Origin of the sequence: Ohtaekwangia koreensis, assembly GCF_900167975.1 — a bacterium.
In the GTDB taxonomy this organism is placed as follows: Bacteria; Bacteroidota; Bacteroidia; order Cytophagales; family Cyclobacteriaceae; genus Ohtaekwangia; species Ohtaekwangia koreensis.
The window spans coordinates 3220141-3238264 of record NZ_FUZU01000001.1; the positions used below are offsets into that span (position 1 = coordinate 3220141).

Annotated in this window: 17 protein-coding genes; 6 read left to right on the forward strand and 11 right to left on the reverse strand. The window is 42.1% G+C overall.

From position 1 onward, the window contains the following. Positions 1–102: 102 nt before the first annotated feature. The 5 genes from B5Y40_RS12630 to B5Y40_RS12650 form a co-directional block, all read right to left on the reverse strand. Positions 103–2631, reverse strand: a complete 2529-nt coding sequence (locus B5Y40_RS12630) for a PIG-L family deacetylase (RefSeq protein ID WP_245840526.1) — start codon at positions 2629–2631, stop codon at positions 103–105. A gap of 122 nt (positions 2632–2753) precedes the next feature. Beyond that, complete coding sequence (locus B5Y40_RS12635) at positions 2754–3206, reverse strand: hypothetical protein (protein WP_079687008.1); 453 nt, start codon at positions 3204–3206, stop codon at positions 2754–2756. Between the two features lie 152 nt (positions 3207–3358). Further along, entirely contained in the window at positions 3359–4153 is a 795-nt protein-coding gene (gene thyA / locus B5Y40_RS12640) for a thymidylate synthase (RefSeq protein ID WP_079687009.1), read from the reverse strand. Between the two features lie 90 nt (positions 4154–4243). Next, on the reverse strand, positions 4244–6286 hold the full coding sequence (locus tag B5Y40_RS12645; protein ID WP_245840527.1) for a carboxy terminal-processing peptidase: 2043 nt from the start codon (positions 6284–6286) through the stop codon (positions 4244–4246). A 99-nt stretch (positions 6287–6385) separates the two neighbouring features. Further along, positions 6386–7279, reverse strand: coding sequence for a hypothetical protein (locus tag B5Y40_RS12650; protein WP_245840528.1), 894 nt, complete (start codon positions 7277–7279; stop codon positions 6386–6388). Positions 7280–7674: 395 nt separating this feature from the next. On the opposite strand from B5Y40_RS12650, the gene B5Y40_RS12655 reads away from it, so the two are divergent. Together B5Y40_RS12655 and B5Y40_RS29360 are read left to right on the forward strand one after the other, a co-directional pair. Continuing rightward, a complete protein-coding gene (locus B5Y40_RS12655) occupies positions 7675–7938 on the forward strand; it encodes a hypothetical protein (RefSeq protein WP_221408915.1) in 264 nt (87 codons plus the stop codon). A 12-nt stretch (positions 7939–7950) separates the two neighbouring features. Next, positions 7951–8178: a hypothetical protein gene (locus B5Y40_RS29360; RefSeq protein WP_143785719.1), complete on the forward strand. Its 228-nt coding sequence runs from the start codon at positions 7951–7953 to the stop codon at positions 8176–8178. Here the strand turns inward: B5Y40_RS29360 and B5Y40_RS12660 are convergent. Further along, positions 8175–8648 carry a pyrophosphohydrolase domain-containing protein gene (locus tag B5Y40_RS12660; RefSeq protein ID WP_079687011.1) on the reverse strand — a complete coding sequence of 158 codons (474 nt, stop codon included), beginning with the start codon at positions 8646–8648 and terminating at the stop codon, positions 8175–8177. The genes B5Y40_RS29360 and B5Y40_RS12660 overlap by 4 nt on opposite strands. Before the next feature lie 210 nt (positions 8649–8858). Here B5Y40_RS12660 and B5Y40_RS12665 point away from each other — a divergent pair, with 210 nt between their 5' ends. The 4 genes from B5Y40_RS12665 (at position 8859) to tyrS (ending at position 12928) form a co-directional block, all read left to right on the forward strand. After that, positions 8859–9221, forward strand: coding sequence for a hypothetical protein (locus tag B5Y40_RS12665; RefSeq protein WP_079687012.1), 363 nt, complete (start codon positions 8859–8861; stop codon positions 9219–9221). 150 nt (positions 9222–9371) lie between these two features. Further along, entirely contained in the window at positions 9372–10910 is a 1539-nt protein-coding gene (locus tag B5Y40_RS12670; protein WP_245840529.1) for a SulP family inorganic anion transporter, read from the forward strand. Positions 10911–10919: 9 nt separating this feature from the next. Beyond that, positions 10920–11552, forward strand: coding sequence for a carbonic anhydrase (locus tag B5Y40_RS12675; protein WP_079687014.1), 633 nt, complete (start codon positions 10920–10922; stop codon positions 11550–11552). A gap of 107 nt (positions 11553–11659) precedes the next feature. Continuing rightward, positions 11660–12928 (forward strand): tyrosine--tRNA ligase, encoded by a 1269-nt coding sequence (gene tyrS / locus B5Y40_RS12680; protein WP_079687015.1) that lies wholly within the window; start codon positions 11660–11662, stop codon positions 12926–12928. 80 nt (positions 12929–13008) lie between these two features. Here the strand turns inward: tyrS and B5Y40_RS12685 are convergent, their stop codons facing one another. From B5Y40_RS12685 to B5Y40_RS12705, 5 genes are all read right to left on the reverse strand, one after another. Then, complete coding sequence (locus B5Y40_RS12685) at positions 13009–13632, reverse strand: porin family protein (protein WP_079687016.1); 624 nt, start codon at positions 13630–13632, stop codon at positions 13009–13011. A 98-nt stretch (positions 13633–13730) separates the two neighbouring features. Further along, positions 13731–14339, reverse strand: a complete 609-nt coding sequence (locus tag B5Y40_RS12690; protein ID WP_079687017.1) for a porin family protein — start codon at positions 14337–14339, stop codon at positions 13731–13733. Positions 14340–14404: 65 nt separating this feature from the next. Then, the gene (locus tag B5Y40_RS12695) at positions 14405–16417 is read right to left on the reverse strand and encodes a urocanate hydratase (protein WP_245840530.1); all 2013 of its coding nucleotides are present in this window, start codon (positions 16415–16417) and stop codon (positions 14405–14407) included. Continuing rightward, complete coding sequence (locus B5Y40_RS12700) at positions 16395–17177, reverse strand: patatin-like phospholipase family protein (protein ID WP_079687018.1); 783 nt, start codon at positions 17175–17177, stop codon at positions 16395–16397. The genes B5Y40_RS12695 and B5Y40_RS12700 overlap by 23 nt, the downstream gene beginning before the upstream one ends. Next, positions 17177–18013, reverse strand: a complete 837-nt coding sequence (locus B5Y40_RS12705; protein WP_079687019.1) for an MBL fold metallo-hydrolase — start codon at positions 18011–18013, stop codon at positions 17177–17179. The genes B5Y40_RS12700 and B5Y40_RS12705 overlap by 1 nt, the downstream gene beginning before the upstream one ends. Positions 18014–18124: the final 111 nt, after the last annotated feature.

An 18124-nucleotide genomic window follows, 5' to 3' on the forward strand; every position in this document is an offset into this window, starting at 1 on the left:
TCATGACTCCGATCACAAGCCAATACCAATGCTGCCAGGATTTAAATACAGGAGGCTTCATTTATATATAGTGGTTTATATATTATCTTTTATTTGATAAAATTATCCTTGTCTGGATTTTCGTTTCTTATTAACCTGTGGGGATACCACTGGTTTTGTTCCTCGCAGCGAAACCAGGTTTGCAAAGAGCTTATAGGCACCCGCTACACCTTCGGGGAGCTCACGGAAAAAGGATATAGATGTATATATATAGTATCCGTTTCCATATTTCGCGACCAGAACGCTTCCGTCTTTAGAAGTCTCTCCTTTATCATTCATCGACAATACAGGTTCGAAGTGGGCATCCCATTTATTCGGAAAATAAAGGCCACGCTCCTGCACCCATCCGTCAAAATCCTTCACGGTGATCTTGTTGGGTGTGGTTACTGCGGGATGATCAGCTTTTAGAATTCTGACAGCAGCGTCCTCCTCGGTCACACGATCGCGGGATATCTCCAGTGGATAAGGTGAAAAGTTTTTCGTAACCAGATCACCATTGGTATTGTATTGCACTACCAACGTGCCACCGTTGTTAACATAATCAAGCAACGCAGGCATACTATATCCGATGCGTGTATTGGTATTTAATGCGCGAACACCCAATACAACAGCATCCATTTGTTTGAGGGTTGCTGCATTGACATCTTCGTTTTTCATTTCGATAACCGTATAGCCCATATACCGAAGCGCTGCAGGAATTTCATCGCCCGCTCCCCTGATATAGCCTATCGTGCTTCCTTCTTTCTTGAGATCCATTCGCACAACTTTGGCTTCTGCTTTCGAAAGAAGTGTTTGCGTTGGAATGTGATCATAACTGATCGTCTGCATACTTCTGTCAAATGATCCTTCACCATCAATAGAAGCAACCGCTTTGATTGTGCTGGTTTCTTCCTGCGATGATGGAAACACCTGGAATGTTTTTACCTGCTCCTCACCTCTCTCCTTCAAATCAAATGTTATACGTTCAGGTTGTGTTTTCCATCCTTGCGGAATATCAAGATGCAACGCACCGGTTATACGCCCATCGCTTGCCGAAGTGACCAGCACGGTAACTTCGCGGGGGCTTGCATCATTGAAGATGATTACGTTGTTGGTAAGTTTTACCAGTACAGGTGGTACAATTTCAAAAGGTCGTGCCTGCTCGCCTTTGGCAGGGTCTGTCCATTTATAGCGTAACGGTCGTGTTACGGTAAGCTGCTCTCCGGCCAGCATTATTGTAAAAGATATATGTATAGCGGGATCATTCTCAGGTTTACCAATCAGGCTTTTATCGGTTACCGTAAACAAACCAACGCCATGTTTTTCAGTTAACCAGTATGGAGATGAATAGGGCTCAGACTTTTGAACCGATCTTTTATAGGTGATCTGCGTAGCCGCTGCATTATTCTTTAGCGGCAATGACAATGCTGAATCAATTCCAATATCACCTGATTGTATTTTGTTAACGCTAATTTCTATCGGAGAACGATTAACAAATTCTATAGAAGCAGTTACACGCTGACCGGGTGCAACGTAAAATTTATCTGTAGTTACATCTATAAATAATCCTGAACAATCTGCGAGCAGTTGTTCTGTCTCTGCAAGCTTTCGTGTTTTCCATATACCGGGCTCAAGCTTTAAGATCTCTTTTCTGATTTGAAGTAAAGCCGGAATGGTGTTATAGGGTTTCTCTTCATCAAAGTCTGCTATAGCCTTGGTAACGAGTGGCTGTATCTTGTCGCTTCCTTTCACGCGGCTCCACGTTGTATTTATACCTTCCAGTATATTCTTCTCAGCCTTGGCCCCTTTCATGTATTCAAGATACTCCTGCTGATCACCGCGTGTGCCGCTTGAACCAAAACCCTGGCTCTTGTGCTGACTCCGGCTGATTGCCGCGATTTCCGTATAGGACTGTCCTAATAAATTGCTATACTCTCCTACATGTAATGTAACAATGCCGGGTGTATTTTCATTGATAGAAGTATTCCACCAGCGGCCGGTGTTGGTATATAGTCGCTTCGGCTGCCACGTTCCAAACTGCTTTACCTGGTCGGGATATATATCTTTGCTCGCAGCCAGGTCAAAGGCTTCCTGTGCAAGTATAGCCGATGCAGTATGATGGCCGTGACCGGCACGTTCATCGGGAGGAAAACGCGTGATGATCACATCAGGTTGATACTGACGGAATATAGTAATGACATCCGATAGCACTTCATCTTTATTCCAGATACGAAACGTTTCATCTGCAGACTTTGAGAAACCGAAATCATTGGCACGGGTGAAGAACTGTTGTCCGCCATCAATGCGTCTGGCAGCCAGTAACTCTTGTGTACGAATAAGGCCGAGTTGATCGCGGATCTCTGAGCCAATGAGATTTTGTCCGCCATCGCCGCGCGTGAGCGAAAGATAACCCGTTGTAGCAAGATAATCGTTGGCTAGATACGTGATGATGCGCGTATTCTCATCATCGGGATGGGCAGCCATGTATAGAACAGATGTCAATACATTCAGCTTTTTTAGTTTCAGTTTGATTTGTGCTGCGTCCGGCTGCCGTTGACTCTGTGAAAAAGCAAAAGTGGGAATCAGCAGAAGGATAAATACAAAGCTCCTCATTCGCGTGTATAGTTTGTGCGAATTAACATTAAAAAATGAAAAGAAACATCACGGGGTCTGAAAGCAGATATACGTTGGTAGAAACTGGATTGAATATGACTGTGTGACCTGCAGATTGAAAGCTATACTTTACCACGCTTTTCTGCATTGATAAAATAAGTGCCATCCTCCTCGAAGTAAATAAGGATATGATTTATCGGCTTTTTATCCTGCGACAGAAATAATACTTTATACTCGTGGTTGGTTACGCGGCCCTTGATGTCATCGGTATAGCCCAGATCCAGGTTAATGATATCGCCTTCAGCTACTTTCCTGGTATATATATTTTCACCTCGGTGATTTATGATACGTACTTTGACTTCACCGGAGATAAGCCTCAGGACTTTTAGATTTACTTCCAGATAAGGCAGTGGCCCTGTACTGGCATTCGTATTGGATGCATATACAAGTGATGTTTCCTTTACGCGTGTCTTGAATTTAAAATCGAGATTTACCTCAAACTCCTCTTTGGCTTTAAAAGGAACATCCTCTGTGATCAGGGACAAGGTTAGCAGGAATGCGCAAAACAATTTCATGTTGATGTCGCTTGAATAAATATACGAAATAGATTCCCGCTTTATTCAAACGTTTACGAAAAGATTTTTAGGCGATCAACGGATTCTTGTCCTGTATCAACAACGGCTTGTGGGATACATACAACGCGGCAAGGTAATGCCAAATATAGAGGTCAAACAGCGATCGGTGCCTTAATGGAAGGATGCGCCTGGTAATTACGAATCTCGAAGTCTTCAAATTGATAGTCGAAGATGGAAGACGGTTTACGTTTTATTACCAGCTCAGGTAATGCATACGGCTCACGTGTAAGCTGAAGCTTTGTCTGTTCGATGTGGTTGGTATATAGATGTACATCGCCACCCGTCCATACAAAATCACCGGGCTGTAAATCGCATTGCTGTGCAAACATATAGGTCATGAGCGCATAAGAGGCAATGTTGAAAGGAACGCCTAAAAAGTAATCAGCACTTCGCTGGTATAGCTGGCAGGAAAGTTTGCCATCGGCTACATAAAACTGGAAGAGCGCATGGCATGGAGGTAACGCCATTTTATCAACTTCCGAGGGATTCCAGGCAGTAACAATATGTCTGCGGGAATCTGGTTTCTGTTTTATCTGGTTGATGACCTGCGTGATCTGATCAATATGTTTTCCGTCCGGTGCTGGCCAGCTTCTCCATTGATGACCGTATACCGGCCCAAGCTCACCGTTCTCGTCCGCCCACTCATCCCAGATCGTAACTCCGTTGTCGTTGAGGTATTTGATGTTCGTATCGCCATTTAAAAACCAGAGCAACTCGTAAATGATCGAGCGCAGATGCAGCTTCTTGGTTGTTACAAGCGGAAACCCTTGTGAAAGATCGAATCGCAATTGTCTTCCAAAGACTGAACGTGTACCGGTTCCTGTGCGATCTGTTTTACTTGCCCCGTTTTCGAGGATGTCCTTCATGAGGTCGAGATACTGCTTCATATATCGTAAGAATACAGTGCAAGTAATACACATGAAGTTACAATCTCAACTCTGTTGAGAAAATAAACTTCATGTGTTTATAAAATAGGATTAGCCGATTTTTGTGGTGATCAGATCACCGAGAACGAATAAACCCTCGCGCAGATATTCATCATCCATTTCCTTGAGATCGGAAGACGGAATCTCTTTATTAGGAAGGGTTGTGTTCAGAGAAGTTCTGGATGCCTTTTTCTTTTCAGCTTCTTCCATTTCCTTCTTGCGCGTCACTTCATTCAAAGATACTTTGGTTTCCCGATAGCTCTCACGAACTTCTTCAGTATCATTTACAAACTGCGCCAGTGATTTATCTGTCTTCAGACGATCCTGATAAGACTTATTAAGATTTGAAATAACACGATCGTTGATCACAGGAGTCTTCTGAAATAATGTACCTCTGATCTCATCCCAAGGTAAAGCACTTGGATTTGAACTCTCACCAAACTGCTGAGGATCGAGTGCCGTTGGTAATTTAACATCCGGTGTAACACCTTTGTTTTGAGTGCTGCTTCCTGTTACACGATAGAATTTTTGAAACGTAAGCTTCAACTCTCCTACTTCATCGGGGTCGTTGATAAATCTTTTCAGATCAATTACAGTCTGAACAGTTCCTTTACCAAAGGTAGATTCACCAACCACTACACCGCGGTGGTAATCCTGAATTGCACCGGCAAATATTTCAGATGCAGATGCACTGAAGCGGTTTGTCAACACAACCAGCGGACCGTTGTAGGTGATTGTTGGGTTATCATCGGTCTGTACATCAATCTTGTTCAATGAATTCTTAACTTGTACCACAGGTCCTTGTTTTATAAATAAACCCGTAAGCTCTATCGCTTCTGTCAGAGAACCTCCACCGTTGTTACGAAGATCAAGTACAAGACCATCTACTTTTTGCTCCTGTAATTCTTTGATCAAGCGCTTTACATCACGTGAGGTGCTGGTATAGTTCGGATCACCTTTCTGATATGCATCAAAGTCCATGTAAAAACTTGGTAACGTGATCACACCAAGGTTCATGCTCTTTCCATCTTTTTCATAATGGATAACACTTTTCTTAGCTTGCTGATCTTCCAATTTGATTTTATCGCGTACGATCTGAACGACTTTGGAAGGGCCGTTTACACCCATATCGGCAGGAATGATCTGTAATTTTACGGTGGTTCCTTTCGGACCTTTGATCAGTTTTACAACGTCATCGATGCGCCATCCAATGACATCAACAATATCCCCTTTTTCTCCTTGTCCTACTCCGATGATGCGATCACCGTTGTGAATAAGATCACTCTTGTGTGCAGGACCGCCCACGATAACTTCCGCTACTTTGGTATAGTCATTTTCAGTTTGCAGCCTTGCGCCAATTCCTTCAAGCGACAAACTCATGCTTTGCTTAAAGATGTCGGCAGCTTTAGGTGAAAGGTAATTCGTATGCGGATCATACGATTCGGTGATGCTGTTCATATATAGACTGAACACGTCATCGCTATTGAATTGAAGTATAGATTTTCTGAATCGCTCATAGCGTTCAGTAAGCATTTTTTCAATCTCCGGTTGTGTCTTCCCGGCTAACTTCAAACTCAGCGCCTGGCTTTTGATGATCTTTCTCCAGACTTCATTGAGCTCCTGTTCGTTCTTGCACCACTGTTCTTTATCACGATCCGTTTCATAAAACTCTTCCGTAGTATAATCGAACTTCTCATGAATGAGATTCTTCATGATATAGTCCATTCGACTGACGAAGCGTTTTCTAAACGCACCGTAAATGTCGAATGCAGCCGTTACATTTTCAGCACGCGTCATATCATCAATAGTCTGACGGTATTTTTCGAAGCTCGCTAAATCTGTGGTGGTAAAATATGTCTTATTGTTATCCAGATTTTTGACATAGCTATCAAGAATAACCGATGACAATGAATCATTGAGAATGATCTTCCTGTAATGGTTATTATCTAATATATACGTGACCACTTTTGCTTCTTTCCCGAAGACAGGCTTGGCCTTTAATTGAGTCGTGTCTGCAATGCCCGCAAGAAGGAGGCCTGGTACTAAAAGTACTATACTGATAATCCCTGCAAAAAATGTTTTCTTCTTCATCATCCCTTTGTTTTAATCTCTCCGAACTACTACTGGCAAATGGTATGCCTTAAATACTTAACGTAATAAAGCTCAATTCAGATCACCAATCGGCCAAAAAGTCTAATCGCCCTTTTCGGAATCGTACTCGTCAAGGAATTTCTGAGCTTGTTCAAGTCCCTGAAACTCAAAGAATTTCTTTCCTAAAGTGCTTGAATGGATCTCCACGCGAACCATGTCAATATTTTTATTGCGTTTATACGTATGGATACCAACATTCCGATAATCGTCTGCTTCCTTCGTTGAAATGTTATAGGCTGTAGCCCGTACTGATTTACAGTATGAACACTGAAAGTTCTTAATCAATTCACCGGCAGCATCTTTACTGGGATGCCTGGTAATCTCCTCCTTTACAATGCGCATCGTATAAAATCCACAGCTATTGCATTTTAGAGCCTGCAGATGTCCAGGGTACTTATCTATTTTTACTTCTCCGCTTTTTTCATCCATCCATACATCATAGTCAATGGAGAATACGTTTTCTTCGGCCTGCATGCCTTCTTCCAAATGCACATCTTCTTCATCTTCACTGAGCAGTCGCATTTTATTTCCATCGGCACTTGTGCGTGGCATATAGCGCCATTTCTTAAGCTTGCCATTTAAAACCGTTGGGTAGTAGTAATCCAATACAAGCGAGGCCACATACGCCACTAATGTACCACCGGCAATAGACATAAAGAGTCTTACAAAAAACCATACTTCCACGGTATGGAGTTTACCCATACTGTATAGATTTATAAGCATCAATGCTGCGATCGCAAAACAAAGGAATACCTTTTTATAGTTTTTAATTTCGTTTTTATTGATGTAATCATACTTGGCTTTGTAGTCCTTTATAGTCGAGATCTTTAGCTTATGAAGGAGGTATATAGCAATCCCCGCAAGGGTCATGGCTATGGCTCCGATAATCATGCTGAGATTCCAAATTTCGAGAAAGGGGCTTGGTGTGTTTTGCATTCAGATCAAGGTTAGTACTTTTAAATATAAGGATTAAAACGATTTAGGAAATAAACATATTACGTGTAATGCTGTCAAAATCAATTTTTAAAATTCTGGCCAAACTCAATAAAATAATCATACCTCGATACAGCAAGAAGGATCTTAACAGGCTAAGCAAAATTGATCAGGCTCTGATTGCCTACCGTTACTGGGTAACCAAAAATTCACTCGACTAAATCCATTGAAGTAAAAACTCTAAATATTATTTTAAAAATCTATTAATCAGACACTTAAATTAAACTGATTAAATAAATAATTTAATCAGTTCAGAAGTTTTTGTGCAAAACAAATATGTGCATTTTTGCACATAAAAACTTGTCTATTAACATCAATAGAATTAACATTGTGTAATAATGCACAATATTATGACCGAGTATGAGCGCAAAAAAATAGAAATGGAGTTGAAGAATTTTACCTCCAGGAATTTTGAACGGCCTTCTGCTTGCAGAAACCAGGAGCAGATCCGCTTTTATGTGCGGGAGCTTTGTATGAAGATTGATGAGCTTGAAGGGAAATTCAATTATGCACCACAATGGGCATATACCCTGCTGTCGCAATACAATGCGCAGCAGAATTCTCTTATTCAACTAGAATTCAGAAATACGTATAGTTCATGAAGTGCATAGAATATGCGGTATATACCCTCCCCTATTTCCTTGCAGTTCAGCTATATCTATACAGCTACAGCCAACACCTCCGGCCGGATGCAATATCATCGCATCAAGCCGGGGTATAGTAAATTAAGAATCAGCAGGACTGAATTTATAAAGGCGTATAATGAAGCTCAGATCCTGGCCATCAACCCATTGCAACAACAAGGCCTGGACGCTGTCTTTCAGTTTGAGTTTTACATCTAAGGTTTAAGTACTATACTATCAAGATCAGCAGGGCTATAATTTATAGACTTGATCGTTTTATTATCAGACTTACGGTATACCAGCCACTTCCCTTCTTCTTCTTTATAGTAGCATTCAGTTCCGTCTTTCTTCAGATAATATGCCAGGGTTTCCTTTGCCTCTTCTTCCGAACGACAAGCCTTGCTCATGTTGGAGCGTTGTACTTCATCAAAAAGTGATTTGAACTTATCACCTAGTCCAAACTCAAGTATAGCCCCTGATAATACATATTGAATATCACAGAGCGCATCGGCTACACTTACTATATCTTTTTCAAGGATTGCAACTTCAAGCTCTTTCAGTTCTTCAGCAATTAACGCTACACGAAGTTTGCAACGATCTTCACCCGGTATAGCGGGCTTGTCAAGTACAGGGTGTTTAAATGTTTTGTGAAATTCTGCTACCAGGTTTAATGCGTCAGGCTGTTCCATTCAATATAGATTTATCGTAGTTATATTTTAAAAGCTGTGTAAAGGATTGATGATCACTTCTATTGAATTATATTCTCATTAGAATATTTATTGTCCGGCAGATCATTTCTGCTTTAGAGCAGAAACTATAAGCAGTTCATGATCCCGATTTAACGTTCCAATAACGCGAAATGAAACCATATTTGAAAAAATAACGTATTTTTGACCGCAATGAAATCGTCCAGAAACATACTGATCAAGAAAGTGATGACACTGTTCACAGTGGCGATCTTTTTCAATATGAATCTCTTTCTGGCGGAAGTGGAAGCGCTTCGGTTATTGCAAGATCGTAAGATGGTAGAGAACATCGCCAAACTCATAGCCGGTGCCGCCAATGAAGAAGAGAAAGATATTGCCGGTGCCAACAATGCCGAAGAAGGCCACTCTGTTACAAATGAAATAGATCTTCTTTTTATACACCACAACATCGAATCACTGGCAGTGATCATCACTGAAAAGACTCATTGGGTTAACAGTGGCGCAAAACTTTTGAAGCGTAGCCAGGAAATGGTTACTCCTCCCCCTAAAGCCTGATCGGCTTAATGTCATTTATACTCGTTTAAATTTTACAAAGTTTTGTTCTCTTACAAGGGAATGATCTTGTCTGCTCGATTGTGTTGGGCGCACAGAAGTATATATTTTATTAATTTATTATTTTTTCAAATGCGAAATGTTTCAAACCCTTTGGGGAATTTAAAATACGATCTGCCGGCCAGTGTTGTTGTCTTCCTGGTAGCACTACCGTTGTGTCTGGGTATTGCGCTGGCTTCTGGTGCGCCGTTACTGTCTGGTATCATTGCAGGGGTTGTAGGTGGAGTCGTGATTGGTTCACTGAGTGGCTCCAACCTGAGTGTGAGCGGACCCGCAGCCGGTCTAACCGCCATCGTAATTACCGCCATTCATGATCTTGGTTCTTACCCGGTATTCCTTGTGGCCGTAGTATTGGCAGGTATACTTCAATTTACACTAGGGCTTTTGCGCGCAGGATCCATCGGACATTTTTTTCCTGTCAGCGTAATCAAGGGCATGCTCTCTGCTATCGGGTTGATTTTGATCCTCAAGCAAATTCCTCATGCATTGGGATACGATAAAGATTACGAAGGAGATGAATCCTTTTTTCAGTCTGATGGAGAAAATACTTTTACAGAGATATTGTCGGCCTTGAATTACCTTTCGCCTGGCGCCATTATTATATGTATAGTATCCATTGCAATCCTGATTATATGGGATAAACCTGCATTGAAAAAACATAAGTTCTTTCAATTTATACCCGGTCCGTTAGTAGCGGTTGCTCTGGCAATTATACTGAGCCAAATTTTTAAATCAGTAAGTCCGGCTCTTACAATCCAGGAAGAACACCTGGTTACATTACCAGTGTCTAAAGATTTTTCAGACTTTTTAGGGTTATTTTCTTTCCCGGATTTCTCACAAATGGGAAATTCCAAGATATATATTACAGCCATCACAATTGCCTTGGTAGCGAGTCTTGAGAGTTTATTAAGTATAGAAGCCTGCGACAAACTTGATGAATTCAAACGCATCACACCGCTTAACCGTGAGTTAAGATCACAAGGAATCGGAAACTTTGTTTCGGGACTGATTGGTGGATTGCCCATCACGGCAGTAATTGTACGATCATCGGCCAACATTAATGCCGGGGCCCGCACAAAGCTCTCTGCTGTTCTCCATGGTATTATGTTGCTGACTGCAGTAGTTTTTATTCCCCGTGTATTAAACTTGATTCCATTTTCAGCATTGGCTGGGATCCTTCTGATCACAGGATATAAACTTACCAAGCCATCACTTTACCGAGAGATGTTCAGAAAGGGTTGGGATCAATTCCTACCATTCCTGATAACCATCATCGCCATCCTGTTAACCAATCTGCTGATCGGTATATTTATAGGTATAGCGGTAGGTTTATTCTTCGTGCTTAAAAGTAATTTCCACGAAGCAATCTCCATCGTAAAGCATGGCGATAATTACCTGTTGCGTCTTAACAAAGATGTATCGTTTTTAAATAAAGCGGTTTTGCGCCGAACATTTGAGCGTATACCTCAAGGCGCTAACCTCATCATCGATGGAGGAAATTCTCAATTTATAGATTCGGATATAATTGAGACCATCCAGGATTTTATACTGAATGCTCCGAGCCGGAACATCCAGGTAGAATTGAAAAAAAGTTTCTCATCATCAAGCGAATTTTTCCGAAAAGAAAACTAATTACATCACATGGAATCACACGAAAAACTAATATTACAAAACAGAGCATGGGCGCAAGAGCGTTTAAAATACGATAAGGATTTTTTTAAAAGACACCTGCATGTACAAACTCCGGAGTTTCTATGGATAGGATGTTCCGATAGCCGGGTGCCTGCAAATGAAGTAACAGGTACAGAGCCCGGAGATATATTTGTACATCGCAACATTGCCAACCTGGTTGTACCTACTGATCTTAACTTATTAAGTGTACTACAATATGCGGTGCAGGTTTTGAAGGTAAAAACAATTATTGTCTGCGGTCACTATGGTTGTGGCGGTGTACGTGCTGCAATGACCAACAACGAATATGGATTGATCGACAAGTGGCTTCGTGCCATCAAAGACACCTATCGCCATAACCGCGATGAGTTGGAGAAGATCGAGAATATAGACAGACGTACTGACCGTCTCGTAGAATTAAGCGTAATCGAGCAATGTAATAACCTCGCGAAGACTTCAATCGTTCAGCGTGCGTGGAAGCAAGAGCAGCGCCCAACGATCCTGGGATGGGTATATCATATTGAAAATGGTTTGCTCGATCAGGTTTGCAGTATGGATCATACGCATGAACTCGATCCGATCTATCGCTATCTGATGGATTAACAAATAACTTTTTATTCGCATTGTCAGGGCCTATGTTGATTCAACATTAGGCCCTGTTTTTTGAAAGCTAACACACACTACCCTATATTTGCGGCCACTGTACGCAAATGGAAAAGAATTTTGTAGAAGAACTGCGCTGGCGCGGAATGGTACACGACGTTATGCCGGGTACTGAAGATCAATTGAATAAAGAAGTTACTGCCGGCTATATCGGCTTTGACCCGACTGCTGACTCACTTCACATCGGACACCTTGTTCAGATTATGACCTTAGTGCACTTTCAACGTTGCGGACATAAACCTGTAGCACTGGTGGGTGGAGCTACGGGGATGGTAGGTGATCCTTCCGGGAAATCTGCCGAGCGTAATCTCCTGTCGGAAGAAATACTTCAACATAATGTAGCCTGTGTTCGGAAGCAGTTAGAAAGCTTTCTTGACTTTAGCGGAGCAAGCGGCGCTGAACTGGTAAATAACTACGACTGGTTCAAGGATTTCAAACTACTTGATTTCATCCGCGATATAGGCAAGCATATCACCGTCAACTATATGATGGCCAAAGACTCTGTAAAGAAACGCCTGGAGACTGGACTTTCCTTTACTGAATTCACGTATCAGCTTGTGCAGGGTTACGATTTTTATTGGCTATACGAAAACAAAAATTGCAAACTTCAAATGGGTGGCTCCGATCAGTGGGGTAACATTGTTACCGGTACAGAACTGATTCGAAGAAAGTCAGATGGAAATGCTTTTGCTTTGACAACGAAGCTCATTACAAAAGCAGACGGCACCAAGTTCGGTAAAACGGAAGGTGGTAACGTGTGGCTTGATCCTAAAAAAACTTCGCCCTATAAATTCTATCAATACTGGTTGAATGTATCGGATGCTGATGCGCCTAACTTTATACGTATCTTCTCTTTAAAGAGTAAAGAGGAAATTGAAGCACTCGAACTTGAAAACAGTACGCGCACAGGCACTCTTCAAAAAGCACTTGCAGAAGATATAACGATCCGAGTTCATGGACTCGAACAATTAAAAAGAGCACAGGACACTACCAGCATTCTCTTTGGATCTTCGTTTGAAGATTTTAAAAAATTGTCGGCAGAAGAGATTGAAGATGCTTTCGATGAGAGTATAACTTTTCAGATCAGTAAAAGTCTTTTTGACGAGGCTGTTGATCCTATAGGTCTTTTAGGAGAAAAAACACAAGTATATACTTCTAAAGGCGAAGCCCGGAAAGCAATACAAGGAAATGGCGTAAGTATAAATAAAGAAAAAATAAACCTCGAACGAAAACTTACCGCTGGCGATTTACTATATGGCAAATACTTGCTGGCGCAGAAAGGAAAGAAAAATTACTATCTGATCAAGGTGGTGTAGTAGATGCTATACACGGGGTCTTCTTACTATATAAAAGAAAAGCCGCTTATGAAGCGGCTTTTCTTTTATACTATAGAAATTTATTTTCCGATTTTGAACAACTTATATCCAACAGAAAATTGCCATACTTGATTCTTGATACTGGATGCAGAAGCACCAGAGTTGATATCTGACAATCCCCAGTTATACCTTCCATCGATCGATAAACCAAATGGTAAATCCCAGCCTAAACCTAATGAAAGACTCACATCTGATTTTTTCATATCATCTTTAATATTGTCTTCGGTGATCTTGCCGGTTGTAACATTGTAATCTTCTTCCTTTGCAGATGTTAGAATACCGAATTGAGGACCAGCTTGAATATTGATACCTGCTACAGTATATAGCTTGATCATGATAGGAATGTTTACATAGCTGAAATTGGATTTCAGATCCCGACTACCACTATACTTGAAGGTAGAGCCTTGTTGAGAAAAAACAACTTCAGGCTGTATACCTATCTTCGATATTTTAATAAGGGCAAATGCCCCCGCATGAAAACCCGTTCTGTTTTTATAGTTCTCCCCGGGACTTTCATCTCTATTTAAATTTGCGAAGTTAGGGCCGGCTTTGATCCCAACGGCAAACTGGGTTTGTGCAAACACACCTGTGCTCAGAAGCACGAGCGCTGCAATCATCACAAATTTCATTTGGTTGTTTTTCATATGAATTGGTTTAATCCATGATGCTCAAAGATAGTGCCTATAAAGAAAAACCTCTGCCATTGGCAGAGGTTTTTAGCTATTTAACCGAGGTTAATGTTTTAGTTGCCCAAAAAATATCGGAAGCCCAGGGATGGATTGAAAGAATCTACACCAAAGGTGAAGGTTTTAGTCTTGTCATCATCAGCATCTCCATCCGTATTTGGATCTTCCGTTCTGTATGATATTCCCTGTAATTGCAAATCAAGAGCCCAGTGCTCATTGAAGAAATATGAAAAACCAGGTGATATATATAAATCAAAAGAGCTTGATTTGGTCTCATCTAAACCATCTGGTTCATATTTACCGGAACCAAAACGAAATCCGGCCTGACCATAAAAAGCAAACTTATCATTTGAAGTAAACATGTAATAGCGAACCAAAGGACCAACAGCGATTTCAGTATACTTGTCATCTCCACCAAATCCATCATCTCTTTTTTGTGTAACAAGTGAAAGATCAGCACCAATAGCCAGGTTATCAGCAATGAAGTAGCTTACACTGGGAGCAAATCTGAATTGAGAAGTTTTATCATCCTCTCCTCCATCTTCTTCTGTCTCAGAGGTATATCCTATAGCACCACCAAAAGATAAATTTCCTTGTGATGTTTGTGCATACACGGTGGACATAAAAGCTCCAAGCGATAATAGAATTGTTAATAGTTTTTTCATAAGCGTTTGATTGTTAGTGGCGCAAATTTTAAACAAACATTCAAACGATAAAAGTATAAATAGGTTTAAGGTATCAGATTGTCTAACAAAGTGCCACTAACTTCGTTAGGAAGTGTAACAGACAGGTCGGGTTGATTCTTCAAGGCACGTGTAACCGTTGCCACGGCATGATCATTGCGTGCCCATGCCCTTCTTGCTATACCATTGGTAACATCAAAGTATAGCATATTTTTAAGTTTACGATCAGCATCGTCACTTCCATCCAGTAACATTCCAAAGCCGCCATTGATTACTTCACCCCAGCCCACACCCCCACCGTTGTGAATAGACACCCACGTTGCACCGCGGAACGAATCTCCGATAACATTATGGATCGCCATATCGGCCGTAAACCTGGAACCATCATATATATTGGAAGTTTCTCTATAGGGGCTATCTGTTCCGGAAACATCATGATGATCACGACCTAAGACTACTGGGCCAATTTTTCCGGCACGGATTGCTTCATTGAATGCTTGCGCGATCGCTATACGTCCTTCGGTGTCAGCATATAGTATTCGTGCTTTCGACCCCACCACCAGTTTATTTGTTTTCGCCTGTGCGATCCATTGTATATTATCCTGCAACTGCGGATGTATATCTGCGGGAGCATTCACAAGGAGATCTTCAAGTACACGCCTGGCGATTTTGTCGGTATACTCCAGATCGTCATCCGTCCCGGAAGTACATACCCAACGGAACGGACCAAAGCCGTAATCGAAACACAACGGCCCCATGATGTCCTGTACGTACGAAGGGTAACGGAAATTTAAACCATCGTCTGCCCATATAGCAGCACCGGCACGTGAGGCCTCCAGCAGAAAGGCATTGCCGTAATCAAAGAAGTACGTGCCGCGCGCGGTATGTTTATTGATGGCATGCGCATGACGCTGCAGCGATTCCTTTACCCGTTGTTTAAAGATCTCCGGATTAGTAGCCATCAATTCATTTGAGGCTTCAAAACTTAATCCCGCAGGGTAATAACCACCAGCCCAGGGGTTGTGCAGTGAAGTTTGATCGGAGCCCAGGTCGATGTATATATCTTCAGCATCAAACTTCTCCCATACATCTACTATATTACCTTGATATGCAATGGAAACAACCTGCTTCTTTTCCTTTGCTTCACGTACGCGTACTACAAGTTTATCCAAGTCATCAATAGCCTCGTCTACCCAGCCCTGCTGATGCCGCTTCTGCGTGGCCTTGGAGTTTACTTCCGCCACTACGGTAATACATCCTGCTATATTGCCCGCCTTGGGTTGCGCGCCACTCATGCCCCCCAGTCCTGAGGTTACAAACAGTTTACCCGCTAGTCCCTCACCTGCTTTGCTCAGCATGCGACCTGCATTCAAAATGGTTATCGTCGTTCCGTGTACAATTCCCTGAGGACCGATATACATGTAGGAGCCTGCCGTCATCTGGCCGTATTGCGTAACGCCAAGAGCATTATATCGTTCCCAATCATCCTGGCTGGAGTAGTTTGGAATCATCATACCGTTGGTAACAACACAACGCGGCGCTTCCTTCGAAGAAGGAAATATACCCATGGGATGACCAGAGTACATATGCAGCGTTTGCTCTTCTGTAAGTTGCGCCAGGTATTTCATCGTGAGCAGGTACTGCGCCCAATTCTGAAAGACTGCACCATTACCACCGTACGTTATTAATTCATGTGGATGCTGGGCTACGGCAGGATCAAGGTTATTCTGGATCATCAACATGATCGCTGCTGCCTGCAACGACTGATGCGGATATTCTTCGATAGGCCGCGCGTATATTTCATACTCCGGGCGGTATCTATACATATAGATACGCCCGAACTTCACCAGTTCATCGTAAAACTCGGGTGCGAGCACCTCATGATGCCTGGCCGGAAAGTATCGGAGTGCATTGCGTATAGCCAGCTTCTTTTCTTCTGTGGAGAGTATATCTTTCCTCCTGGGCGCGTGGTTGGCTGTCGCATCGAACGGCCGCGCAGGGGGTAATTCATCTGGTATACCTTGCAGTATAGCTTCTTTAAAACTCAGCTGCCTTGTCATAGTTGCGGAAGTCCTCAGGTTTGAAATGCGTCTTGGTAAACTGATACCCGATCTCGAAGAGGTCTTTGGCTTTACTCAAATCAAAGCCACTCACCTTTCCTACATCCGGAGGCTCGATTAATACATCACAAAGACTTTTACTCACGGTCGTGTTTCCGTTGATGGCAATCAACAAACTTCGTTCGATAACGGTACGGAAATTCTTGACATCTACATCTTCCGATATATGATTGCAATGAGAGCCAATCAGAAAATCACATTGCGAGCGGATCGATGCCGCAGGCAGATTATCAACTATACCTCCATCTACGAATGTACATTCCTGAAACTGTATGGGATTAAAAACAGCAGGCACACAACATGAGGATAAGATCGCAGGAATCAATTCACCTTTGGTGAAATATACTCCTTTTCCTTTCCGTATGTCCGTAGCAGCGATCGTCATAGGTACCTTCAGTGATTCAAACGAATTCTCAGGTATATATTTCAACAGCACATCGCGCAAGCCATCAAGTGTTAACAAACCAGTCAACGTCCAGGCCGGGCGCATGGATTTGAAGAGACTCGTTGCCAGCACGATCTCAAGAATTTTATCAGGCTTATACCCATACGCGTAGAGCGAACCAACAATAGAGCCTGCACTGGTACCGGCAAGACAATTTGCAGTGATGCCAAATTCTTCGAGTGCTTTTAATACTCCGATGTGCGAAATACCACGCGCACCACCTCCGGAAAGTACTATACCAATCTTCATAGTCATTAAAGTATTTCAGCTAATAAAAAAGTCTGATCCAGGCGTACACCCTTGTCTGTACGTTTAACCGTGCAGCATTCATGTATCGGATCGTGTTCCAGAAAAAGTATATATCCATTGTCGGCAGCTTCGTTGAGGAATTTTTCTTTTTCTTCGAGTGTCAACAGCGGACGTGTGTCGTAGCCCATCACATAAGGCAAAGGTATATGTCCCACTGATGGCAACAGATCGGCCACGTAGCAAATAACTTTATCCTTATACTTTATTTTCGGAATCATCATTTTGTCTGTATGACCCGATACATAGTGAATATCAAACTGTGGAAACGGAGATATACCCTGGTCTATAAAACGAAGGTTACCACTCTGCTCCATAGGCAAAATGTTCTCTTTAATGAAGCTCGCCTTCTCCCGTGGGTTTGGTTTGGTAGCCCATAACCAGTGCTCTGCATTCGACCAGTACAAGGCATTCTTAAAAACCAATTCAAGTTTAGCATTTTCATAGCGAACTCCACCCCCACAATGATCAAAATGAAGGTGCGTCAGAAACATATCGGTTATATCCTTCTCTGAAAAACCAGTGGTGCGTAACGATTTTGATAGCGTATCATCACCATGCAAATAGTAATGACTGAAGAACTTTGCATCCTGCTTGTCTCCGATTCCATTGTCGATCAATATCAATTTGCCATCATCTTCGATGAGCAGACAACGCATCGCCCACGAACAAAGATTATTCGTATCAGCAGGGTTTGTCTTTTGCCAGATTGATTTAGGCACCACACCAAACATGGCTCCGCCATCGAGTTTAAAGAAACCGGTATTGATTACATGTAGCTTCATTCTAAAAATTATAAAGTTGTTTTGCCAGGCGCTTAAGGTATTGGGATTTTTATAAAAAAGAAAGGCTGCCTATACCGGGCAGCCTTATATATTCTTGAATGTCTATGAATT